Genomic DNA, 22,979 nt, shown 5'->3' on the forward strand with positions numbered 1-22,979 from the left:
GGGATCGACCGCAGGCCTTCCTCCAATTTCTCCTTTTTCCCGATTGACAATATCTATACGAAGCGAAGGATCGGAGCGAGCCCGTCATTCGTCGCCTTCTCGGAGGGATGAACCTGGAGCAGCCAGCGAAGACCATCCTGATTTGCTCGTGTGAAGACACGATGCGGCTTGACGTGGCCGCGATCAAGCGCGGATGCGGCAATGGCGACATCAGGAGTTTTCGTCACCTGTGCGGCGCCGAGCTCGACCACTTTGGCGCATGCGCAAAGGCAGAGGGCCCTCTGACCGTTGCCTGCACGTATCAGCAATCCTTGTTTGCGGAGCAAGCCGGCGATCGTTCCGCGCCGATTGCTTTCGTGAACATTCGCGAGACGGCAGGCTGGTCGACCGAAGGCACGCATGCGGGCCCCAAAATGGCAGCGCTGCTCGCAGCCAGCGCCGTGCAGGCGCCCGATTATCCACTTGTCACGCTTACCAGCGACGGCGTCATCCTGATCTATGGCCGGGACGCGGCGGCGATCGAAGCCGGGCTGCTGCTTTCGGATCACCTCGATGTGACCGTGATGCTGAGGGAGCCGGGCGCGATCATCTCGCCTGTGGCAACGCCCTTCCCGGTCGTTAAAGGAACCATCCGTAACGCCAGAGGACATTTTGGCGCTTTCGAGCTCACCATCGATGACTACGCTCGCCCGCACCCCTCCTCGCGCGATCACTACGTCTTTGAAACTCCACGCAACGGCGCCACCTCGCGTTGCGACATCGTCCTTGACCTATCGGGAGAGAGGCCGCTGTTCCAGACGCATGATCTGCGCGACGGTTACTTGCGGGCCGATCCCGGGGAGCCAGGCGCCATGCTCCGCGCCGTCCTGAGCGCGCGCGATCTCGTCGGGCGTTTTGACAAGCCTAGATATGTCGAGTTCACGCCCGATCTTTGCGCCCATTCACGCTCGAATCTGACTGGCTGCCATCGCTGTCTTGATCTATGCCCGACGAATGCGATCACGCCAGCCGGCAACCATGTGGCCGTCGATGCCGAGATGTGCGCCGGCTGCGGCCAGTGTGCCGCCGCCTGCCCGACGGGCGCCGCGTCCTACGCGTTGCCGCCCGCGGACACCCAGCTTCAGACCATCCGCGCCGTGCTGCTCGCCTATCATCAGGCGGGTGGATCGAACCCCGTGCTGTTGCTGCACGACCGCCAACGCGGCACGCCGTTGATCGACGCGCTGGCGCGGCACGGCGATGGCCTGCCTGCCCACGTCATCCCTCTGGCCGTCAACGAGGTGACGCAGGTTGGGCTTGAGGCTGTCATCGGTGCCTTTGCCTACGGAGCGGCCGCGTTCCGGTTTTTGCTCCGCGGCAAGCCACGGCATGACGTGGCTGGACTGACCCAAACGATCGACATGGCAGAGACCATCCTTGCGGGCCTCGGATTTGAAGAGCGCCGGGTTACTGCGATCGAAACTGACGATCCGGATTCGATGCTGGAGCAACTGAGGAGCATCGAGCAGCTTGCTGCGGTGAACACGCCTGCGACCTTCAAGACAGTCGGCAAGCGGCGCGACCTGCTTCGCTTCGCGTTGAGCGAACTGCATCGGCTCGCACCGAAGCCGGTCGACGTCATTGCCTTGCCTCAGGGCGCTCCGATTGGCGCGGTGAGTGTTGATACCGGTGGATGCACGCTGTGCCTGTCCTGCGTTTCCGTTTGCCCGACGGGCGCGCTCCGCGACGATCCCGACCGTCCAGTGCTCAAATTCGTCGAGGATGCCTGCGTGCAATGCGGCCTCTGCCAGAGCACCTGTCCCGAGAAGGTCATCACGCTGAAGCCCCAGATCGATTTCCGCGCAGGCCGCGCGCCGGCGATTGTGATCAAGGAGGAAGAGCCTGCCCTTTGCATCCGCTGCGGCGCGCCGTTCGGCGTCAAGAGCACGATCGATCGCATAGTGGCCAAGCTCGAGGGCCGGCATTGGATGTATCCGGCCGGCACCAAGCGCCTCGACGCCGTCAGGATGTGCGCGGATTGCCGTGTGATCGTGATGAGCGAACAGCGGTTCGATCCGTTTGAGGGCGTGCCCGAACGCGCGCCGCCCCGAACCACCGAGGATTATTTGCGCCGGCCGGACAGCAAGACGTAGGCGCGACGTCCCTCGTCCAGGTTAGGGCCTCGCCTATTGCGAGGTCGCCCGGGCCAGGAAGTCGGTCAACGCCCGGCGGTCTTCGGCCGATCCGATGCGCTGCTCCGGCATCTTCGTTCCCGGCGTGTAGGCGTTGGGCCCGACTTCAAACAGCTTTGCGACGGTCTCGGGGCTCCAGACGACCATCGTCTTGAGCGCCTCGGAAAACCGATAGCCCGAGAGCGAGGCGATTTTCCGTCCGAACAATCCGGCAAGCGTTGGCCCTGCACGTTGCGGCTCCTTGTCCGACAGCGTGTGGCAAACATCGGCGCCGTGATCGCCCGCATAAGCGGCCAGCGGATCCGCTGATGTCCCGAACAGATTCGAGCCGACCGGCTCACCGGTATGCACGTTCCAGCGCCGGATCTTTCCGTCCGCACCTCCGGTCACGAGCGTTGCCGCATCATGCAGGAACACGACGGACCAGAAGGGGAAACCCGGTCCCACAAGTGTCCGCAACACACTCCGCGACTTGCGCTGCACAATGGCAACCGTGCCGTCGATGCCTGCCGCGGCGATCAGCATCCCATCATCGGAAAGCGCCAAAGCGACGATCGGTGCCAAGCCCGCGGCCACCTGGCCCTCCAGCTCTCCGTCCCTCGTCAGCATGCGCAGCTTGCCGTCAGCCCCTGCCGCGACGATCTCGCCATCGGGCGCGATGGCGACGGCGTTCAATGGCGCTGGCAATTCCACCGTCTCAGGCCGGCCCTCGGGCAAGCGCCAGATGCGCAACGCACGATCATAGCCGACGCTAACGAGCGACATGCCGCCTGGAGCGAAGGCCACACCGTTCACATTCTGCGCGTGACCTTCGAGCACCCGGGCGGCGCCATCAGCCAACGACCAAAGGCGCACGCTATGGTCCCAAGAGGCCGAGGCGAGGCTCGATCCGTCCGACGCCACGGCGATTGCCACGACGGGAGCGGTATGCCCCTCGAGCACTTGATCAGGCTGTTGGCGGCCGGCTGTCCATACCGCCAGCCGGGCGTCGGACCCCGCGGTGACCATGCGGCCGTCCTGCAGGAAAGCAACGGCGTTAACGGCGTCCGCATGATACCTTAGCACCTCGCCCGCCGCGTTGGTCTTAAGCGACCAGCGGATGACGGAAGTGTCGAAGCTGCCCGACAACAGGCTGTCGCCATCAGCCGAGACGGCGAGCGCACGGACGGGGCCGCCGTGACCCGCAAGCTGCGCGTGCGCCGCTGACGCAGCAACAATCTCCAGGAGGGTTGCGGCAACCCGGGCGCACGAAGCCCATCGCATCAATCACTGCCAGCCATGGTCACTCTATGCCGTCAAGAATGCCCGTCCGCGGCACCGCGCTTACTTCTCCGGCGCCACGACTTTCTTGGACGAGCCCTCGGGCGCCGCCTGCATCCCGGGCGGGCTCTGGCCCTGTGGACTCTCGGCGGGCGCGCCGCCCGAACCCGTATTAACCGGGCCGGTCCAGCCCTGTGGCTGCGGCTGGCCCCTCTCTTCGGGAACCGTCTGTGGCGCAGGCGCCCCCGTCTGACGGGATTGGGCGAGCGCACTATCGAAGACCACGACCGCTGCCAGGCATAGTATGGATGTCAGTGCCTTCACGGCCAGATCCTCCTTCTGGGGCGCAAGCTTCAACGAGGAAGGATCGGAATCCGTTCCTCGACGCGCACTGCGTCAGTTCGCCCGCCGCCCGCAATCTTCCCTTGAATCGCGGCAGCGCGAGTCCTAGCCTTGGTTTTTGCTCGTCATGTCAAGGAAGAAGGCATGCTGGGGCAATCGAGGCCATTGCTGCGGATGATCTCATGGCTACGCGCCATGCGCGTGTTCTTGATCGCTCCAGAGCCAGCTACCCGAGAAGCCTCGCCTCTGCTCGCTTTTACGGTTGTCGTGCTCATGCTGCTCCTCGTCATATTGGAAGTGGACTTGCAAAGCGCCGACCTTCAATCGCTGGGGTTGATGAGCGATGCATTTTCGATCGACCCGGTTTTTAAGAGCCCCTAGAGCCGGCAGCAACTGCGGGCGAGCTTGAGATCGTTCGCCACAGTTACTCACAGGAAGCGGCATCGTAAGATGAGTACGGCTTGTAAATGATGGAGTTCGCGCATGAAGGCTTTTCTGCTCGGTTGCGCTGCAGCCGTTGTGATCGCAATTGCAGCAATGGCGCTCTTGGATCAGGTGCAGAAACCCGTTGCCCAAGCGTTTGCTACAACCGGTGTCCGCCTGTAAGACTGCCCGCCACAAGACGCGCCGGGGCGGCCGCTTGATGCTCGGCTACTAATCTCCACGAGGTGCGGTGCGGGCTTCCATCACATCGCTACAAGGCGATCCCTTGTCGGAGTATTGACCGCGCCTCAAGGGCAGAATGCGATCAGGCACATCAAGAGCGGCACTTCTCCCTTCTCAGTCGAAGTACGACGTTCAGCAACATGGGAACGCTCTTTGTTGGACCGGTGGCTTGCGGCCTGTCACTCTATCGGTGAACGTTCGATAACGAGCAATCAACCTCGTCGCTCGATCGCACCGGTGCGGCCTTGTTCTTACCTGTCAATGTTGTTGACGGTAGTCCTCCGGAGTTGCTGTTGCGCCAAACGCGGTCTGGGATGCGGCGTTCAGCGCATCCACGGACGTCAGGACAATTGCCGCTCGCATTCGTATCTACATCAGAATTGGAGATGATCATGCGCAGCATAGCACTGGTGATCGCATTCGTGATTTCGTTGACCGGCCTAGCATCCGCTCAGAAGGCCGAAATTGAAGCGATCAACGCCAAATGGATTGAAATGTTCAACAAGGGCGACTTCTCTGGAATTGGGTCACTCTACAGCACGGATGCGACTGCATTCCCGCCCGGCTCCGCGATGGTGCAGGGCCGAGCAGCCATCGAGACAATGTGGAAAGGCATGGCGGAGCAAGTTGGCGATCCGAAACTTACCACCGTTGACGTTAAGCCGCTTGGCCCTATGGCGGCACGCGAGATCGGCACCTTCGTGCTGAAGACCAAGGGACCGACACCACAGGAAGTGACTGGAAAATATGTCGTGGTTTGGGAAAAGGTCGGAAATGATTGGAAGCTCGCCACCGATATCTGGAACGAAGGCAAGTAGCATCGTTCGCAGGCCTGCTTCGCGTCAAAAGCTTCCGAACGGCAAGGCTGTTTCATTGGCATGAAAGGGCAGGCCCTGCAGGCTTGCGCCTAATGGATTTTTCTGGATCTCCCGGTGCACACGTCGTGCACACGCCGCCTTCTAATTATCTGAAAGACTTGGACTCTCGCTCCAATCCATCATGGGGGCCACGGAAAAGCGATCGTCGTAATATTTTAAACGCCTAACTCACATTCGATAAGGTGAAACATGAGCGTGTGCCCTCCTGTCTTGAAGCGGCTCGCAGGCATCCTTCGCCTGAACGGGTGGCCAGTTCAACCGGAATAAAAATCACGGCGGGCAAGAGAGAGCATTGCTATCCGCCTAACGAAAAGGGTTCTCGAACGCCGCGGATGCCTGGAATCCTTCGAATAAAAAGGTCCGAAGTCTGAGCTCGCTTCGCACTTGGTCGAGCACCTCTCGCCAATCTCGGGATGACGTCTGTCGAAACAGGCGCATGGTCGGATACCAAGGGCTATCGTCGCGATCGAGCAACCAGCGATAATCCGGAGTGTAAGGTAACAGAACCCATGTCGGCCGTCCTAGCGAGGCGGAGAGATGTGCAACACTGGTGTCTACCGCGACAACGAGATCAAGACACTTGATTAAGGCCGCAGTCTCTACGAAATCGGTTAGGTCGTCACTGAAGTCGAGAAGCCCCGGGCGCTCTTGCATAGCCTTTCTGTCGTCCGATCCCGGATCCTTCTGGAGGCTGACGAAGGTGGCGCTGACATCCAGGACACTTGAGAGGGTTCGCAATGGTATCGACCGATTGTAATCGTCAAGATGCTCCGGGTTTCCTGACCATACTAGCCCCACGCGAAACTTGTGATGAGGGCCGAGTCGTTCTTTCCAAGCGCGCACGCGAGCTCTTGGCGGATTGGGAAGATACGAGATAGCAGACGGGATAGACTCCAGCTTCGTCTTGAGCGACAACGGCAAGCTCATGATTGGGCAATGAAAATCGAAGGCCGGCAGGTGACTACTCGCCGACAAGGGTATGCACTGAGCAATGCCCGAAAAACGCGACAAGAGAGAATGCAGCGCATCCTGAACGACAAGGATAATTTGAGCGCCTAGCCTCGCCACCATAGGAACGTAGCGGACGAACTGAATTGTATCCCCTAAGCCTTCATCCGCAGCGATCAAGATCGTCTTGCCTTCGAGACTCTCGTTTCCAAGCCAAATGGGCTGCTGGACTTTTGCATAATCCCCTCCAAGAGTAGAACTCTTCCAACGCACCTCGCGGCCAGTCCAACCTGCCTCGAAGTCTCCCATTAACAAATGAAGATGCGCAATTCCCAAATCTGCCATGACGTCGTTTGGATCAGAAGCTTTTAGGCGATCATAAATCGCGAAAGCCTCCTCGAATTTATGCATCTTGGTCAGCGCGACGGCCTTATTGTGAAGCGCATCTCCGAAGTCTGATTGAAGCTCCAAGGCCCGGTCGAACCATTGCAACGATTCCTCATCAAAAATCTTAGTGCAATACCGAGATTATTGCAGATGTTGGCGTTGTCGGGGTCGAGTTCATACGCATCGCGGCAGATCGCTAGTGCGTCCTCGAACCGCTTCAAGCCGTGCAGCAATGCGGCTCTCTGTTGCAGGGTTGGAAGGTGATTTGGCCGCAACTGGTTGCATATGTTGATATATGAAAGCGACTCCTCGGTTCGCCCCAGTTGATGGAGAAGGATCCCACACTGGTTCGCAGCCTCCCAATATTGTGGACTGAGCTTGAGCGCGTGCTGAAAGCTGATCAGAGCGTCGCCAGGTCGTTCCAGTTTCACCAGGGTCTGGCCGTGAGACAGCCACAGACTGGGATCGTCTAATCCCAGCTCGAGCGCCTTATCGAAGGCCTTCAGCGCCTCGTTGTGATCTCCTTGCGACAGAAAGGCGATTCCAAGGCTGAGGAAGTATACTGGCTTGGGATCCTGTCGTATTGCGCGAGAAATCCACTGGTGTGCGTGGTCATAGCGCTTGACCTGTTGGGATAGTAAACCCATCAAGTGGAGCGGGTCTGCGTGGTTGGCGTCCAGTGCAATAGCCTGGCGGCAACAGACCTCCGCGTCGCGAAATTGTCCGGCTCGCATGTGGACGAACCCAGACTCAAAAAGCGCAGCGACCGGTGTGGTAGAATCTGCGCGGCCTTTGGATTTGCGAGATTCTCGAGCAGCAGCCCGGCGTTCCTGACGATTCATGGCGCGTTCAGAGCGAGATTCCCAAAAGCAACCTTTAGGTGATTCGATGCAATCTGTGCACCGTCTTGGATGGTCTTCAGTGCAGGACATCCAGGGGCACTTTCCCGATCTCCTCACCCTCCTCGTTCGTGACCAGGATGGAAAAATGACGATTCCTGAGTTCGGGACGCTCCGCAAGAAGTCTCCTCGCGATCTCCTCGGCAACATCCAGCGCCATGATGTCGTCGGGTAATTCAGCACCTCCCTCGTCTGCAACGGTCTTGGAGTCGACCAGATCGAAATGATAGCGCGGCACGTGAACCCTCAAATTCGTCGCAGGAGCGCGCGATCTCGAGTCTTCGTTCCGGCGCTCGCATGTCAACCCCCGGCAGACCTGCAGGAACCCTCAGGCGCATCGCGGCATTGCTGCGTTTTGGAGCCAACAAATGCTTGGACAGCTGCGCGTGCTTGCCCAGCCGGGCGCGGTCATCGCCGGTCTCGCCGTCCTGCTGCTGATGGCCGCTGGCGACGCGGCGATCGTGATCGCCGTGAAGGGCTGGCCATTCTAGCCCGATGATCGATGTCGGACATGTCCTTCTTCGGCCAACTGTTCCGGTTAGCGCATAGGAACCTTTGTAGGCCTGCCCGGTTCCGCCTGTGAAGCGGAGTGCGACAAAGCGTCAATGCAGGTCTGGGTGCCAAGGGTTCTGGTGTTGTGCATGACCTGGCCGCTTGCTGCGTGCGCGGGCCAGCAGTCGGCGCTTGACCATCAAGGGCTGCAGTCTGAGCAGATTCGGCATACGCTATTCATCTTCCTCATTGTCGCGGCGATCGTCTGGACCGCCGTCGTCATCGTTCTGGGCCTGGGGCTATTACGCCGGAAGCGCACAGCCGATCAGCCGCTGGACCTCCACCAGCCCTTCGAACAACGCTCCGGGCGCGTCGTCCTGGCGCTTGGGATTGCGACCACCGTCGTCGTGCTCGGTCTCTCCTTCGTCAGCTATGCCGGACAACGCACCGTCTTCGCCAAGGACGAGAATGCCCTCACGTTGAAGATCATCGGCCATCAATGGTGGTGGGAGGTTCGCTATGAAGCCGACAGTCCGCACCAGAGTTTCGTGACCGCCAACGAGATCCGGATCCCGACCGGCCAGCCGGTGAAAGTCGAGCTGGAATCCGCCGACGTGATCCACAGCTTCTGGGTGCCCAGCCTGACCGGCAAGATGGACTTGATCCCCGGGCAGAAGAACGAGCTGCAATTCACGGCGAAGAACGCGGGCATCTATCGCGGGCAATGCGCCGAGTTCTGCGGGATCCAGCACGCCCATATGGCGTTCGCCGTGATCGCGATGTCGCCCGACGAGTTCGGGCGCTGGCGCGATCATGAAAACCAGAGCGCGAACAGCCCTACCGATCAACTCGGCAAGCAGGGTGAAGCTCTGTTCCGGGCGCGCGGCTGCGCACTGTGTCACAACATCAGCGGTACGATGGCCGGCGGGCAGCTGGGTCCGGACCTCACGCATATCGGCAGCCGCACGACGATCGCGGCGGGAACGTTGCCGAATACGTCGGCCACGCTCGGCGCCTGGATCGCCGATCCCCAGCACATCAAACCCGGCAATCTGATGCCGAAGATGCCGCTGCAATCGGACGAAATGATCGCGATCATTCATTATCTGGAGCAGCTCAAGTGAGCATGGCCGCTGAACCAAATGAGTTGCGGGACGACGTCCTGAACGGCCTGCAGCTTTCGATGCAGCTCGAGCGGGTGTGGCGCACGCCGTCTGGACTTGTCGGTGCGCTCATGTCGGTCGACCACAAGGTCGTTGGACGCCGCTATATCCTGACCGCATTCGCCTTCCTGCTTCTCGGCGGCATTCTCGCGATCCTGATGCGTGTTCAGCTTGCCGGGCCGGAGAAGACGTTTCTCTCCGCCGACAAGTACAATCAGGTCTTCACGATGCACGGCTCGACGATGATGTTCCTGTTCGCCGTCCCGGTCATGGAGGCGTTCGCCGTCTATCTGGTGCCGTTGATGGTCGGCACGCGTAACATCGCGTTTCCGCGCCTGAATGCCTTCAGCTATTGGATGTTTCTGTTCGGCGGTTGCTTTCTGTGGATCTCGTTCCTGTTCAACGTCGGTCCCGATGTCGGCTGGTTTTCGTACGTTCCCCTCTCGAGCCTGCAGTTCACACCGACGAAGCGGGCCGATGTCTGGGCACAGATGATCACCTTTACCGAGGTCGCGGCGCTCGCAGTCGCCGTGGAGATCGTCGTCACCGTGTTCAAGCTCCGCGCGCCCGGCATGACGCTCGACCGCATTCCCCTGTTCGTCTGGGCCATGCTGGTGACGGCCTTCCTTGTGATGTTCGCGATGCCGTCGATCATGGTCGCATCGACGTCACTGATCCTTGATCGGCTCGTCAATACGCGCTTCTACGACTCCTCATCGGGTGGGCATCCCCTGCTCTGGCAGCATCTGTTCTGGTTCTTCGGCCATCCCGAGGTCTACATCATCTTCATCCCGGGTACGGGAATGGTCTCGGCGATCCTCGCGACGTTCGCGCGGCGGCCGGTGATCGGCTATCCCGTCGTGATCCTCTCCTTGATCGCGACCGGCTTCCTGTCGTTCGGCCTCTGGGTCCACCACATGTTCGTCACGGGCCTGCCCCAACTCGGCGCGGCCCTCTTCACGGCCTCCAGCATGCTGATCGCGGTGCCGAGCGGGCTGCAGATTTTCTGCTGGCTGGCAACGCTCTGGGATGGACGTCCGGTGTACCGGACGCCGCTGCTGTTCGTGATCGGCTTCATCGTCATCTTCGTGCTCGGCGGGTTGTCCGGCGTGATGGTCGCCTCGGTGCCGATCGACACCCAGGTGCACGACACCTATTTCGTCGTGGCCCACTTCCATTATGTCCTGATCGGCGGCGCAGTCTTCCCGCTGGTCGGCGCGGTCTACTATTGGTTTCCCAAGATCGCAGGCCGCATGCTGAGCGAAAGACTCGGACGCTGGAATTTCTGGCTGGCCTTCATCGGCTTCAACGTCGCCTTCTTCCCGATGCACATCCTTGGGCTGATCGGAATGCCGCGCCGGGTCTACACCTATACCGCCGACATGGACTGGGCGCACCTGAACCTCGTGTCCAGCGGCGGTGCTCTCGTTTTCGCGTTTAGCTTCGCGGTTCTTCTGGCCAATGTGATCTACAGCCTTCGCAAAGGCGCGCTTGCAGGCGACAATCCCTGGAATGCCTCGACGCTGGAATGGGCGACCTCGTCGCCGCCTCCGCCGCAGAACTTCGACCGCATTCCGGTTGTCAAGCACCGCGATCCGCTGTGGGCCGATAGCGAGAGCCTGTCTGTGGTCGCGGGTCTGAGTGCCGAGCGGCGCGAGGTCCTGCTGACCTCGCTTGCGGAAGCCGAGCCCCAGATCCGCGAGGCTTCGCCCGAGCCGAGCATCTGGCCCCTGCTCACAGCCATCGCAACGACGATCTTCTTCATCGGATCGATCTTCACGCCTTGGGCGGTGCTCTGGGGCACGCCGCCGATGGCCGTGACTTTGATCGGCTGGTTCTGGCCGAGCGGCAGCAAGGAGGACGAGGAGTGAGACAGACCATCGTCCACGACGTCTCGGACCTGCCGACTTACGGCTACGGCCCGCGCAGTGGCCCGTGGTGGGGCGCCATGGGTTTCATGGCCCTCGAAGGCATGGGCTTTGCCGTTGCAATCGGCGCGTACCTTTATCTCTACGCAGTTAACCCGAGCTGGCCGATCGGAGCCTCCCCGCCGGATCTCTGGCCGGGGACGGTCGAGACCGTGATTTATGTGTTGAGCATCATTCCCAACGAGTTCACCAACCGCGCCGCGCACCGCCAGGATCTCGCGAAGGTGCGGATCGGTCTCATCGTGATGGCCCTGATCGGCATCGCGCTGCTAGTGCTGCGCGGCTTCGAGTTCGCACATCTCAACACCCGCTGGGACAATTCAGCCTACGGCTCGATCGTATGGCTCATTCTGGGGCTGCACACGACCCACCTTGCCACCGATGTCGGCGACACGGTCGTGCTGGCAGTGTTGATGTTCACGCGTCATGCGAAACCGCGCCGGTTCAGCGACGTGACCGACAACGTGTTTTATTGGAACTTCGTCGTGCTCGCCTGGCTGCCGCTCTATGTCTTGCTGGATTGGGTGCCACGCCTATGACCGCAACCGATCAACAATCCAGACTGCTCTACTGGGCCGGCGTTGCGCTTGGGCCCATCGCGTGGGGTATCAATTTGCAGGGCGCCTACGTGCTCGCGCACTTCTCCTGCGAACAGACCAGGATCAGCGGCACGATCATGAGTGCGGTTCTGGCTATCGTCGCCCTCGCAGGCACTGTCATTTCGGCCCGCGCGGTTCGGCGCGGCGCGGGGGCTGAATGGGCCGATGCGCGGGGTGGCGGGCCACGAACGTTCATGGCCTGGCTTGGCGTCGGCTCCGGCGTGCTGTTTGCGTTGGTGATTGCGAACCAGTTCGCCGCCTCGCTCATGATCAGCCCATGCCTGCGCTGAGCCTTGCAGCACTGCTGCTTGCGCTGCTCGCGGGACCGGCCGCCGCGCACGGACTATCGGAGGTCGATCCCGGCTCGCTGTGGAGCTACGATCCCTGGCTCATGGCCCCGCTCTATGCCGTCGGTATCGCCTTCTATGTCGGAACGCAGCGGCTCTGGCATCATGCGGGCGGCGGCCACGGCGTCAGCTTCCGCCAGGTGGCCGCATTCTGGACCGGATGGCTGGTGGCCGCGCTCGCCGTGACCTCGCCGCTGCACTGGCTCGGCGAGCGTCTGTTCACCGCGCACATGGTCGAGCACGAACTCCTGATGGTGGTCGCGGCACCGCTGATGGCGTTCGCCCGGATCAATGGTCCGCTGCTGTGGAGCCTGCCGGCCCGGCTCCGCCCTGCGGCGGGTCGCGTGCTCAATCTGCCGATACTGGCGTGGCCGTGGCGGCTTGTGAGCCATCCGATGAGCGCGACCATCCTCCACGGCGCAGCGCTCTGGGTCTGGCACGCACCGCCCTTGTATGCGTGGGCGCTCGAGAATACGGCGATCCATCGTCTCCAGCACATCAGCTTCTTTGCAACCGCGCTGTTGTTCTGGTGGGTGCTGCTGCATGGCCGCGGTCAGGGCCGCAGCACACGAATTCGCGATGGCATCGCTGTCGCTTGCCTGTTCATCACGATTTTGCATTCGGGGGTGCTCGGCGCTCTGCTGACCGTGTCGCCGCGGCTTTGGATCCCAGGCCAGGGCACCCTCGCCGGTGAATTCGGCCTTTCGGCACTTGAGGACCAGCAACTCGCCGGCATCCTGATGTGGGTGCCCATGGGCATCCTCTATACCGGCGCGGCTTTGTTCTTCGCTCACCGGTGGCTGATCGCAAACGGTGGGGGGACGCGCCTGCTCCTTCAACATCCGGGCTGAGCGACGCTGCATAGGAACCGCAACTTCTCTTCGAACGTTCGCCTGCCGACTGCGACACTCCACGGAGGCCACATGGAAAAACGATCGCTCATAGCGGCAACGGCTATCCTCACCGCGACATTCGTGATGCCTGCAGTCTTGAACGCGCAGGATCAACCCCGGCCGGGGGTGTCGTGCCCGGTCGACCATGACAAGCTCGCGGATATCCTCAAGAAGAGTGTCAAGCCGGGCGGCGGCCCGAGCAACGGAGGTCTCGACAACAACGAATGGGCTGCCGTCGTCAATCGGCAGGGCGTCGTCTGCGCAATTGCCTACAGCGGCGGCAAGGTCGACGACCAGTGGCTGGGCAGCCGGGCCATCGCGGCCGAGAAGGCCAACACGGCGAATGCATTCAGCCTGAAGGACAAGGCGATGGCGACGGCCAATCTCTATGCCGGTGCGCAGCCCGGCGGGTTCCTGTTCGGCGCGGCACTCGGCAACCCGCCATCCCCGGAAGCCTTGTACACCGGATCTCCGGACAACTTCGGCACGGCCCAGGATCCGATGGTGGGCAAGCCGGTCGGCGGCACCATCGTGTTCGGAGGCGGGCTGGCGCTCTATGACGGCAACGGCGTGGCCGGGGCGCTGGGTGTGAGCGGTGACAGTTCCTGCGCGGATCACAATGTGGCCTGGCGCGTGCGTCACCAGCTCGGGCTCGACCGCGTGCCGGCCGGCGTCAGCCCCAACATGAAGGACGCGATCATCTTTGACATCGGACCTGACGGCAAAAGTCCGTCTGGATTTGGTCACCCGAAGTGTAACGGCAAGGAAGATCAGATCGCAGTTGACCTCGGCGCCGGCGTATCCGGCAACGTCGTGAGATAGCTCGTCGATCTCACCATTTTGGAACCAAGCGAAGGCGGAACGTTTGTAGGTTCGTAACCGGCCTGCAACGCAGCACGGCCTCGTCACTGCCGTGGAGATGTTTACATATGTTAGTGCGTGGTCTCACGCGTTTGCTGGGCCTGTTTCCGGGCATCCTTTGTGCTCTTTGCGCCAGTTGCGCGGTGCTGTCGTCCGCGTCAGCACAGAGCGATCTCGCCAACCGCATGAAAGACCCGGCCCAGTGGCCGATGGCGGCGCGCGACTACGCCAACACGCGCTACAGCGAACTCGACCAGATCAACGCCTCCAATGCATCGCGGCTGCAGCTCGCATGGACGTTCTCGGTCGGCGCCGATCGCGGTCAGGAGGCGGCGCCGCTCGTGGTGGACGGCACCATGTATGTGGTCGGCCCCTATGCGGGCCCCTACCCTAACCGTGTGTTCGCACTCGATGCCACGACCGGTGAATTGAAATGGTCCTACGCGCCGAAGCCGGAGCCCGCTGCCGCGGGCGTTGCCTGCTGCGACGTCGTCAATCGCGGACTCGCTTTCGACAATGGCAAGATTATCCTCAACACGCTCGATAACCATACCGTCGCCATCGATGCCAAGACCGGCAAAGAGCTCTGGCACACGAAGCTCGGCGAGATCAACAAGGGCGAGACCATCACGATGGCTCCCGTGGTGGTGAAGGGCAAGATCCTTGTCGGCAACAGCGGCGGCGAGATGGGCGTGCGCGGCTGGGTCACCGCACTCGACGAGACCACCGGCGCGATCACGTGGCGCGCCTATTCGACAGGTCCCGACAAGGACGTGCTGATCGGAGACGATTTCAAGCCGTACTACGACAGCCTGAAAGGCAAGGATCTCGGCGTGAAGACCTGGCCCGCCGACCGCTGGCAGATTGGTGGCGGCACAGTCTGGGGCTGGATCTCCTACGATCCCGAGCTGAACCTGATCTACTACGGCACGGCCAACCCTAGCCCCTGGAATGCGAACCAGCGCAGCGGCGACAATCTCTGGAGCACGACAATCTTTGCCCGCGATCCCGATACCGGTCGCGCTAAATGGGCCTACCAGATCAACCCGCACGATCTGTTCGACCACGACGAGATCAACGAGAACGTGCTCGTCGAGCTCGAACTGAACGGAAAGCCGCGCAAGGTTCTCATCCACCCCGGCCGCAACGGCTATATGTACGTCATGGACCGCGCCACCGGCGAGGTGATCTCGGCGGACGCGTATGACTTCGTCAACAGCTACAAGGGCGTCGATCTGAAGACCGGCAAGATTATCCCGAACGAGGAGAAGACGCCGCTTGTCGGCAAGACGGTCGAGAACATCTGCCCGAGCGCGCCGGGCGCCAAGGATTGGCAACCGACGGCGTGGTCGCCGCGCACAAAACTCCTCTATGTGCCCCATCAGCATCTCTGCATGAGCTTCAAGGCTTCTCAAGTCGGCTACATCGCCGGGACGCCCTACGTCGGTGCAGACGTAGACATGTATGCCGGCCCCGGCGGCTATCGCGGCGAGTTCATGGCCTGGGACCCGATCGCGCGCAAGAAAGTCTGGGAGATTCACGAGAAGCTGCCGGTCTGGAGCGGCGCACTGGTCACAGCAGGCGATGTCGCCTTCTACGGCACCATGGATCGCCTGTTCAAGGCAGTGGATGCCAAGGACGGGCACGTGCTCTGGCAATTCCGTGCCGGCTCCGGCTTCATCGGCCAACCGATCTCCTATCGCGGCTCCGACGGACAGCAATACGTCGCGATCCTGTCGGGCGTCGGCGGCTGGCCGGGCGTCGTCGCCAATGCGGAGGTCGATCAGCGCGTGCGCAACGCCGCACTGGGCTTCACCGGCGCCACCCAGGACCTGCCCTTCTATACCGCGGGCGGGAGTGAGCTGCTGGTATTCAAGCTCGGCGGCGCGTTTGGTGAGGACACCAGCCATGCGCCTTCCAAGTAATCGCCTCGGCTTCACCCTTGGGCTTCTTCTCGCGTTCGCGACCACGGCTGCGCCGGCCACGGAGGGCGGGCTTCGCGTCTGTGCCGATCCCAACAATCTGCCGTTCTCGAACAGCGCCGAAGCAGGATTCGAGAACAGGCTCGCGGCCATGGTGGCCGAGCATTTAGGCCTGCAGGTCTCCTACACCTGGTGGGCGCAGCGCCGCGGCTTCCTCCGCAACACACTGAAAGCCGGCAGATGCGATGTCGTCATGGGCGTGCCGTCCGGCTATGATCTCGTCGAGACGACCAGGCCCTATTATCGCTCGAGCTACGTGTTCGTCACGCGGCAGGACCAGCACCTTGACCTTTCGTCCCTGCTCGATCCGCGCTTGCATCACCTCGCGATCGGCGTGCATCTGATCGGCGATGACGGCAACAATCCCCCGCCGGCGCAGGCGCTCGGCGACCAGGGCATCGTTGATAATGTTCGCGGGTATTCCATCTACGGTGACTATCGCCAGGCCGATCCGCCCGGGCGCCTGATCGAAGCCGTCGAAAGCGGCAGCCTCGATGTCGCCGCCGCATGGGGGCCGCTGGGCGGCTATTTCGCGCAGCGCTCTCCGGTGCCGCTGACGGTTACGCCGATCAGGGATTACGAGCGCTTTGCGCCCCAGCAATTCCAGTTCGCCATCGCGATGGGCGTGCGCAAAGGTGACCACGCCCTGCGCGACCGACTCAATGCCTTCATCGACGAGCACCGATCCGAGATCAACGCCTTGCTGCGAAGCTACGGCGTACCTCTGGTCGAGCTGCCGGTCACGGCATCGGGAGGACATGAGTGATGTCTGGTCCAGTACTGCGCGCGAGCGCCCTATCGTTGCTGCTGGTGGTCGTGCCGAATGGCGCGGGGCTGGCCCAGCAGACTTTGCCGCAGTCGCAGGAGGCGCAGATGCCGACGCTGTCTCCCCGCCCGAATTTCGGTGGCAGCGTCGGCAATGGTAGGCCCGGCGTCTTCATGCAGGTCCCGGTCAGTCACCTCCATCCCGGCGCGCAGCCGGACCCGCCGCAAATCAAGAATCCTGTGCAGGGCGATCCCAATGCGGAGCAGCGCGGGATGACCTACTATGTCAACTTCAACTGCATCGGCTGCCACGCACCCAATGGCGGCGGCGGCATGGGTCCGGCACTGAGCAACAACAACTTTACTTACGGCTCGCAGCCCGAGAACATCTTTCTCTCGATTTACCAGGGGCGGCCGAACGGAATGCCAGCCTGGGGCGGCGTATTGCCCGACAGCGTGATCTGGGATCTCGTCACTTATATCGGTAAGATCAGCAACGAGCCGAGCCACCAATGGGGCCGCACCTTTTCTGCGAATCTGCCATCGCCCGAGGTCGAGCAAGTCCCGAGCGAGCAGGTCTCCACGACCGATCCCTGGTCTGCCACCAAGTCTTTCAATTTCGGCCAGAAGCCCTGACCGGCCGAGCGGAGCAGCAATGGCAAATCCGATCGCGAAATTGCTGGTCACTACACTGCTGGCCACGACAGGCGCCGCCTGCAACGCTGCGGGCCCGGACAATTTCATGGGCGACGCGCGCCGTGGCGCCGACCTCGTCAAGCAGTACCACTGCGGCGGCTGTCACGATATTCCTGGTATCGCCGGCGCCGAAGGCAATGTCGGCCCACCCTTGCATCGGATCGGCACGCGAAGCTACATCGCCGGCTACATCCAGAACTCGCCAGACAACATGGCCGACTGGATCGAGGATCCACAGCGGGCGTTGCCGGGCAATGCCATGCCGCGAATGGGCATCCCGCAGAAGGACGCGCGGGACATCGCGGCCTTTCTCTATACGCTGAAGTGACCATCATGACATCGACGCATCGTTCAACGAACTGGTTCCGTGAGGCGCCATTGCTGGCCATCACCATTGTGGTCGTCGCCATCATGGGATTGGGCCTCCTGGCTGGCGGTGCCTGGCTCGCGGCCCTGGGTGGCTCGGTCTATTATCTGATCGCGGGCATCATGCTTCTGCTCACGAGTTGGCTGCTCGCGCGCCGTCGCGCCGAGGCGCTCTGGACCTATGCCGCGCTGCTGGCGGGAACGATTGCCTGGGCGATCTGGGAAGTGGGTTTCGATTTCTGGTCGCTGGCGCCGCGCGGCGATGTGCTCGTGCCGCTTGGCCTGTGGCTGATGCTGCCCTTCATTGCCTCCCGCCTGGCGCCTCGCTTGCGCGCAGCGCGATGGGCGCTTGGCCTTGTGTTGATAGCCGCAGCCATCGTCGTCGGCACTTCCTTGACGAGTGATCGCCGCGATCTTGCCGGCACGATACCTGAGGGCGAAACAACCGGGGCCATCGCGGCTCCCGAACCGGACCAGCCCGCTGCCGCCGGGCAGAACTGGACGGCCTACGGCGGCAGCGCCTTCGGTACGCGCTTCTCGTCGCTGAGCCAGATCACCAAGGACAACGTCGAGAAGCTCAAGCTCGCTTGGGAATTCCGCACCGGTGACCACAAGGGCCCTGATGACCCCGACGAGATCACCAACCAGGCAACGCCGCTCAAGGTGGGCGATCTCCTCTACACCTGCTCGCCGCACCAGATCGTGTTTGCGCTCGAAGCCGCGACCGGAAGATTGCGCTGGAAGTTTGACCCGCAGGTCCAGCACAACAAGGCGTTCCAGCACATGACCTGCCGCGGCGTATCCTATCACGCGACCATGCCCGGCGCGGTAACTGCCGACGGCACGCCGGCGCCGCGCGATTGTGCGGCGCGCATTTTCGTCCCGACCAACGACGGACGGATGTTCGCGCTCGATGCGCAGAGCGGCTCGCCTTGCGAGAGTTTTGGCAACCAGGGACAGATCGATCTCAAGCAAGGCAGCGAGATCCAGACGCTCGGCTTTTACGAGGGCACCTCGCCGCCCGTCGTCACGGACAAGGTGCTGATCGTCGGCGGCGCGGTGATCGACAACTATTCCGATCGCGTGCCGTCGGGCGTGATCCGCGGCTTCGACATCTATTCCGGACGGTTGATCTGGGCGTTCGATGCCGGCAACTCCGATCCGAACGAAATGCCTTCGGCCTCGCATCATTTTACAGCCGGTTCACCCAATTCGTGGAGCATTTCGGCGGTCGACGAGAAGCTCGGGCTCGTCTATGTCCCGCTCGGCTCGAGCTCTCCGGATATCTGGGGCGGCGGCCGTTCGCCTGAAAACGAGCGCTACGATTCGGCATTGATTGCGCTCGATGTCTCGACCGGAAAACTGCGTTGGTCGTTCCAGAACGTGCACGACGATCTCTGGGACATGGATATGCCGTCGCAGCCCAGTCTGGTCGATTTGCGCGCTAACGGCGTCGTGACGCCTGCGATCTACATCCCGGCCAAGACCGGCGACATCTTCGTGCTCGACCGCCGCGACGGGCGTCAGTTGGTGCCCGCACCGGAGAAGCCGGTGCCGCAGGGCGCCGCGAATGGAGATCGGCTATCGCCGACCCAGCCTTTTTCGGAATTGAGCTTCCGCCCCTCCGGCAAACTCACGGACGCGCAGATGTGGGGCAGCACGATGTTCGACCAGCTCGCCTGCCGGATCAAGTTCAAGCGCCTGCGCTATGAGGGGCCGTTCACGCCGCCGTCTGAACAAGGCACGCTGGTGTTTCCCGGAGACTTCGGCATGTTCGAATGGGGCGGCATCGCCGTCGATCCACAACGCCAGATCGCGATCGCGAACCCTCAATCGATTCCCTTCGTCTCGCGGCTCGTGGCGCGCGGGAAGGACAATCCGGCCGCGCCGAATGCGGCGCATCCACCAGGAACCGAGCTGGGCGTGCAGCCGATGTACGGCGCCCCCTACGGCGTTGATCTCGGCATTTTCCTCTCACCGCTCGGCATCCCCTGCCTTGCTCCGCCATGGGGCAACATCGCAGCGATCGATCTGAGGTCGCACAAAGTGGTCTGGCAACATCGCATCGGCACGATCCGCGATCAGGCCCCGCTGCCGCTGCCATTCAAGCTCGGCGTTCCCATGCTGGGCGGTCCGATCGTCACCGCGGGCGGCGTCATCTTCATCACGGGAACGATGGATGACTATATCCGCGCGTTCGACGTTCGCGATGGCAGACAGCTTTGGCAGGACCGCCTTCCTGCCGGCGGCCAGTCGACGCCGATGTCCTATGAGGCCGGCGGCAAGCAATACGTCGTCACGGTCGACGGCGGCCACGGCTCGTTCGGAACTAAACTCGGCGATTACGTGCGGGCCTACGCGCTGCCCTGATCTGCCTCGGCAGGACTTGTTTGTGCTTGGCGACGCCTTGTCCGGATCTGCCGGCGCGACGCGCAACTGCTGAAGCCAGGAGAGCCACGCCCGCAGCTAGTCCCAGTACCGCGAGCCCCTGACTGATGACATCGGCAGGTGGAAGCTGCTTGCGTGACAGCCAACCGCCATCGACCGCCGTGCCCTGCGGACCAGCTTCGATCATGGTGCCCTCACTGCTCTTTGCGGGGCGCGCGCGCGACAGCAGGTAGCGGAAGGCGGCCCCCACCATGTTCTCGGTAATCTGCGGAGCCATCGCGTAGGCAATTTGGCCGGCACGAGCCGGCCAGCCCACGGCGACTTCGTCACGGGGTGCGCGAACGAGGCTCACGAACGTCTCGGCAACGTCCTCCGGCTGATACAGCAGCGGACCGGGATCGAGCGTTCGGCCGGACATGTTGGCGCCGTGGACGAAGCCCGGCGTGTCGACCATGGCCGGGAAGACACCGCAGACATGGATGTTGCGATGAGCCCTGAGCTCCTGACGCAGGCTCGCGGTGAAGCCCCGCAGGCCGAACTTGCTCGCGGTATAGGCCGCAGCGAAAGGCGTAGGCGCCCAGCCGCCGAGCGAGATGTTGTTGATCAGGATGCCGCGGTTCTGGCGCAGGAAGATCGGAAGCACCGCGAAGGCGCCATGCATCGTGCCGAGGAGATTGACCTCGATCGTTCGGCGATGAAGCGCAATATCCGCGTCCTGATAAGCCCCGAAAACGCCGGTGCCGGCGTTGTTGATCCAGACGTCGATGCCACCGAAGGCGTCTTCGGCCTCTCGGGCCAGGCGCTGCACCGCCTCTGCATCGGTGACATCGGTCGGGATCGCCAATGCGCGACCTCCGAGCGCCCCGCATTCTGCGGCGAGGCTCGTCAGGACTTCAGCACGGCGTGCCGCCAGGACCACGCTTGCGCCCTTGCCGGCGAAGGCCAGCGCCGTAGCACGCCCGATTCCGCTCGAGGCACCGGTTATGACGACGCGCGTGCCAGTCATTTGCCGCGGCTCAGATCCGGAGCCGCCCGCCGGAAGCAGCCAGTGCAGGGATCGCCGAAGGCGCTCGGTTCCGTTCGCTTCGAACCAGTCCCCATGCGCGAAGATCACCCGCTCCGGCGACAGCCGTATGAGCCGCTCGGCTGCGGACCGCACCGAACGGCCGCCGAGGCGCAGCAGCAGTCGCAGATAGACTGGCGCCATTCCGTTTGGCTTGGAAATGCCGAGGAGGTTTGCCGCGGCCTCGTTTGGCGCGCTGAGATCGTTGGGATCGAGATTTTGCACGAGATCCGTCAGGATCAGTGTCCGGCTGCGCTTGTCGAACAGCTCGATCTCGGAGAACATCGGAGCGTTCACCGAGACGGCTTCGAGGTCGGGCCTCCATTCCTCAGGCGTCGTGTCTCCGATCTCTCTGTCGATACGGATGCGTGCTGCTCGAATTTGCCTGCGCGCCGCAAGGCCGCGCGCCGCGAACGTTGTCACCTGCGGCAGCTCCCTCTGCCACTCGGACAGGAACATCCAGTGCCCGATATTCGGCGCGAGCAAGTACTTTATCGCGCCTAGCCGCTCCAACTCACCGCGGAGGGCCGGCGAATATCTCACCGGCGAATGCAGCACGAGATCGCCGTTCGACAGCCGAATGACGGTCATGCGCACCGGGAGTTTCAGACCGGCGGCGCTGATCGGTGCGTCGTCCACGACCCAGATATCGTCCGTCGCTCGCGACAAACGGGCCGTTGACAAGGTGGCGTCGGAACTTTGCATGAGCATCTTCCATTACGAGGCGTTTGCTCAAGCTTCGGGAGCGACGCTCGTTCCTCGCTAGGACGCCCGAGCCTGCTTGCGGGCATTGCGTCGGCGACGGCGCGCCGCAAGTCGTCCTCGGCCCCTCTCCGCCGGAATGTGCCGCGAGATCGCCGGTACGAGCTCCGGCTCTGAGGGAGATTGTTGGGCGGCAATCGGCGCTTGGTCCGGACGAGCTTCCATCAGCTCGAGCACGGCGCGGCCCTTGGCCGTGATGCGCCACCCGCCATTGGTCCGGTCGATCAGCCCTTGCGAAAAGATGTCCAGCCCCGGCGCTCGCCCGGCGAGCCGCCGGGTGCGCTCGCTCCAGTCGCGACCGCTGGTCGCAAGAATGGCCATATCCCGCTTGAGATCCTCCATGGCGGCGAACCCATCCGGGTAGCTCACCAGGATCTTGAGGACCGTCACGTGGAAATTCACCCCCGCCCCCACATGACCGTCGTCACATCGTCGGGACTTCTGAGAGAGCATTGCGGGCCGCTTGTTTGAGGCAATCCGCAGAGATGTCACCCCTGCTTGCAGTCTCCAGAAGCTTCGAGGCTACGCGGGTCCTGGCGCCGATCTCACAGCGTGGAACACCTTCACACACTTCGTCGAGAACGGTGCGCAACAACGCCTTGGTCGCGGTATCGATCATGGAAAGCCCCAGCGGAAAGGTTCACGGTAGAGCAACGGCTCCGGCCTGTGATTCAACATTGTTAATGATTTGAGAAATTCACGGGTCTGGCCACCCACCACCCTGGCGGTCTCGGGGTTGCCGAGTGCGCGACCTTCCTGCCTGGCATTGTGCGCGAGGTCGTGGAACCTCCCTCGCCAGCGGGCGGACCGGATATTCCGACGGCGCAAGACCTGTCTCCGTCGATCGCGAGAATCGGATCATCCAGATCGATCCCCCGTGAAAACCATCACGCGCATGCGGCGGATCAATCCGGGCCTGTCTTTCAGCGGATCGCTAGGCGTGCCAGTCAGCATGGGTGATAGCAAACCGCGCAGTTTCGCGTCCTCGCGGCGCAAATCGCCCGAGCTTTGCTTGGTCATTCCACCCTCTTGTCCAAGAGGGCGCAGGGAAGGCCGGGTGCCGGCTGGCACCCGCGGTCCGCTGCGCGAAAAGCACACGCAGGAAAACCGCACAGCAGCATAC

The 22,979-nt window shown here is 62.4% G+C and carries 24 protein-coding genes; 16 read left to right on the forward strand and 8 right to left on the reverse strand.

Annotated features, from left to right (window positions below; genetic code table 11):
- Positions 1-161 precede the first annotated feature (161 nt).
- Positions 162-2,132: a 4Fe-4S binding protein gene (locus FXB41_RS04555; protein WP_219680082.1), complete on the forward strand. Its 1,971-nt coding sequence runs from the start codon at positions 162-164 to the stop codon at positions 2,130-2,132.
- Between the two features lie 33 nt (positions 2,133-2,165).
- Here FXB41_RS04555 and FXB41_RS04560 read toward each other — a convergent pair whose 3' ends face one another.
- Complete coding sequence (locus FXB41_RS04560; RefSeq protein ID WP_219680085.1) at positions 2,166-3,434, reverse strand: hypothetical protein; 1,269 nt, start codon at positions 3,432-3,434, stop codon at positions 2,166-2,168.
- 450 nt (positions 3,435-3,884) lie between these two features.
- Here FXB41_RS04560 and FXB41_RS04565 point away from each other — a divergent pair, with 450 nt between their 5' ends.
- The 3 genes from FXB41_RS04565 to FXB41_RS04570 all read left to right on the forward strand — a co-directional run bounded on the left by FXB41_RS04565 (position 3,885) and on the right by FXB41_RS04570 (position 5,257).
- A complete protein-coding gene (locus FXB41_RS04565; RefSeq protein ID WP_246648598.1) occupies positions 3,885-4,154 on the forward strand; it encodes a hypothetical protein in 270 nt (89 codons plus the stop codon).
- Positions 4,155-4,256: 102 nt separating this feature from the next.
- Positions 4,257-4,379 carry a hypothetical protein gene (locus tag FXB41_RS41420; protein ID WP_007592777.1) on the forward strand — a complete coding sequence of 41 codons (123 nt, stop codon included), beginning with the start codon at positions 4,257-4,259 and terminating at the stop codon, positions 4,377-4,379.
- A gap of 452 nt (positions 4,380-4,831) precedes the next feature.
- The gene (locus FXB41_RS04570; RefSeq protein WP_219680088.1) at positions 4,832-5,257 is read left to right on the forward strand and encodes a YybH family protein; all 426 of its coding nucleotides are present in this window, start codon (positions 4,832-4,834) and stop codon (positions 5,255-5,257) included.
- 363 nt (positions 5,258-5,620) lie between these two features.
- Here the strand turns inward: FXB41_RS04570 and FXB41_RS40490 are convergent, their stop codons facing one another.
- The 3 genes from FXB41_RS40490 to FXB41_RS04580 all read right to left on the reverse strand — a co-directional run bounded on the left by FXB41_RS40490 (position 5,621) and on the right by FXB41_RS04580 (position 7,789).
- On the reverse strand, positions 5,621-6,757 hold the full coding sequence (locus tag FXB41_RS40490) for a tetratricopeptide repeat-containing glycosyltransferase family protein (protein WP_246648599.1): 1,137 nt from the start codon (positions 6,755-6,757) through the stop codon (positions 5,621-5,623).
- On the reverse strand, positions 6,682-7,494 hold the full coding sequence (locus FXB41_RS40495; RefSeq protein WP_246648600.1) for a tetratricopeptide repeat protein: 813 nt from the start codon (positions 7,492-7,494) through the stop codon (positions 6,682-6,684). The genes FXB41_RS40490 and FXB41_RS40495 overlap by 76 nt, the downstream gene beginning before the upstream one ends.
- A gap of 76 nt (positions 7,495-7,570) precedes the next feature.
- A complete protein-coding gene (locus FXB41_RS04580) occupies positions 7,571-7,789 on the reverse strand; it encodes a DUF6894 family protein (protein WP_007592918.1) in 219 nt (72 codons plus the stop codon).
- Positions 7,790-7,919: 130 nt separating this feature from the next.
- Here FXB41_RS04580 and FXB41_RS41425 point away from each other — a divergent pair, with 130 nt between their 5' ends.
- From FXB41_RS41425 to FXB41_RS04635, 12 genes are all read left to right on the forward strand, one after another.
- Positions 7,920-8,042 carry a hypothetical protein gene (locus tag FXB41_RS41425; protein WP_007592920.1) on the forward strand — a complete coding sequence of 41 codons (123 nt, stop codon included), beginning with the start codon at positions 7,920-7,922 and terminating at the stop codon, positions 8,040-8,042.
- A gap of 150 nt (positions 8,043-8,192) precedes the next feature.
- The gene (gene coxB / locus FXB41_RS04585) at positions 8,193-9,167 is read left to right on the forward strand and encodes a cytochrome c oxidase subunit II (protein ID WP_246648602.1); all 975 of its coding nucleotides are present in this window, start codon (positions 8,193-8,195) and stop codon (positions 9,165-9,167) included.
- Positions 9,168-9,169: 2 nt separating this feature from the next.
- Positions 9,170-11,077, forward strand: coding sequence for a cytochrome c oxidase subunit I (gene ctaD, locus FXB41_RS04590; protein ID WP_219680129.1), 1,908 nt, complete (start codon positions 9,170-9,172; stop codon positions 11,075-11,077).
- Positions 11,074-11,673, forward strand: coding sequence for a cytochrome c oxidase subunit 3 (locus tag FXB41_RS04595; RefSeq protein ID WP_007592926.1), 600 nt, complete (start codon positions 11,074-11,076; stop codon positions 11,671-11,673). The genes ctaD and FXB41_RS04595 overlap by 4 nt, the downstream gene beginning before the upstream one ends.
- On the forward strand, positions 11,670-12,023 hold the full coding sequence (locus FXB41_RS04600; protein WP_007592927.1) for a hypothetical protein: 354 nt from the start codon (positions 11,670-11,672) through the stop codon (positions 12,021-12,023). Before FXB41_RS04595 ends, FXB41_RS04600 begins: the two co-directional genes overlap by 4 nt.
- Positions 12,011-12,931 (forward strand): cytochrome c oxidase assembly protein, encoded by a 921-nt coding sequence (locus tag FXB41_RS04605; protein WP_219680097.1) that lies wholly within the window; start codon positions 12,011-12,013, stop codon positions 12,929-12,931. The genes FXB41_RS04600 and FXB41_RS04605 overlap by 13 nt, the downstream gene beginning before the upstream one ends.
- 72 nt (positions 12,932-13,003) lie before the next feature.
- The gene (locus FXB41_RS04610) at positions 13,004-13,795 is read left to right on the forward strand and encodes a GlcG/HbpS family heme-binding protein (RefSeq protein WP_007592930.1); all 792 of its coding nucleotides are present in this window, start codon (positions 13,004-13,006) and stop codon (positions 13,793-13,795) included.
- Between the two features lie 107 nt (positions 13,796-13,902).
- Positions 13,903-15,759: a methanol/ethanol family PQQ-dependent dehydrogenase gene (locus tag FXB41_RS04615; RefSeq protein WP_219680100.1), complete on the forward strand. Its 1,857-nt coding sequence runs from the start codon at positions 13,903-13,905 to the stop codon at positions 15,757-15,759.
- On the forward strand, positions 15,743-16,582 hold the full coding sequence (locus tag FXB41_RS04620) for a substrate-binding domain-containing protein (RefSeq protein ID WP_219680103.1): 840 nt from the start codon (positions 15,743-15,745) through the stop codon (positions 16,580-16,582). The genes FXB41_RS04615 and FXB41_RS04620 overlap by 17 nt, the downstream gene beginning before the upstream one ends.
- On the forward strand, positions 16,582-17,217 hold the full coding sequence (locus FXB41_RS04625; protein ID WP_219680107.1) for a c-type cytochrome: 636 nt from the start codon (positions 16,582-16,584) through the stop codon (positions 17,215-17,217). Before FXB41_RS04620 ends, FXB41_RS04625 begins: the two co-directional genes overlap by 1 nt.
- A 19-nt stretch (positions 17,218-17,236) precedes the next feature.
- On the forward strand, positions 17,237-17,605 hold the full coding sequence (locus tag FXB41_RS04630; protein WP_219680111.1) for a c-type cytochrome: 369 nt from the start codon (positions 17,237-17,239) through the stop codon (positions 17,603-17,605).
- 5 nt (positions 17,606-17,610) lie between these two features.
- Entirely contained in the window at positions 17,611-20,013 is a 2,403-nt protein-coding gene (locus FXB41_RS04635) for a glucose/quinate/shikimate family membrane-bound PQQ-dependent dehydrogenase (RefSeq protein WP_219680113.1), read from the forward strand.
- On the opposite strand, the gene FXB41_RS04640 is transcribed toward FXB41_RS04635, so the two are convergent.
- From FXB41_RS04640 to FXB41_RS04655, 4 genes are all read right to left on the reverse strand, one after another.
- The gene (locus FXB41_RS04640; protein WP_219680115.1) at positions 19,973-21,799 is read right to left on the reverse strand and encodes an SDR family oxidoreductase; all 1,827 of its coding nucleotides are present in this window, start codon (positions 21,797-21,799) and stop codon (positions 19,973-19,975) included. The two genes, FXB41_RS04635 and FXB41_RS04640, sit on opposite strands and share 41 nt — an antisense overlap.
- A 57-nt stretch (positions 21,800-21,856) precedes the next feature.
- Positions 21,857-22,258: a hypothetical protein gene (locus tag FXB41_RS04645; RefSeq protein ID WP_376707484.1), complete on the reverse strand. Its 402-nt coding sequence runs from the start codon at positions 22,256-22,258 to the stop codon at positions 21,857-21,859.
- 22 nt (positions 22,259-22,280) lie between these two features.
- Positions 22,281-22,475: a hypothetical protein gene (locus tag FXB41_RS04650; protein WP_083869813.1), complete on the reverse strand. Its 195-nt coding sequence runs from the start codon at positions 22,473-22,475 to the stop codon at positions 22,281-22,283.
- Positions 22,476-22,714: 239 nt separating this feature from the next.
- Positions 22,715-22,876 (reverse strand): hypothetical protein, encoded by a 162-nt coding sequence (locus tag FXB41_RS04655; protein ID WP_219680123.1) that lies wholly within the window; start codon positions 22,874-22,876, stop codon positions 22,715-22,717.
- Positions 22,877-22,979 lie beyond the last annotated feature (103 nt).

The organism is Bradyrhizobium canariense, from assembly GCF_019402665.1.
GTDB lineage: Bacteria > Pseudomonadota > Alphaproteobacteria > Rhizobiales > Xanthobacteraceae > Bradyrhizobium > Bradyrhizobium canariense.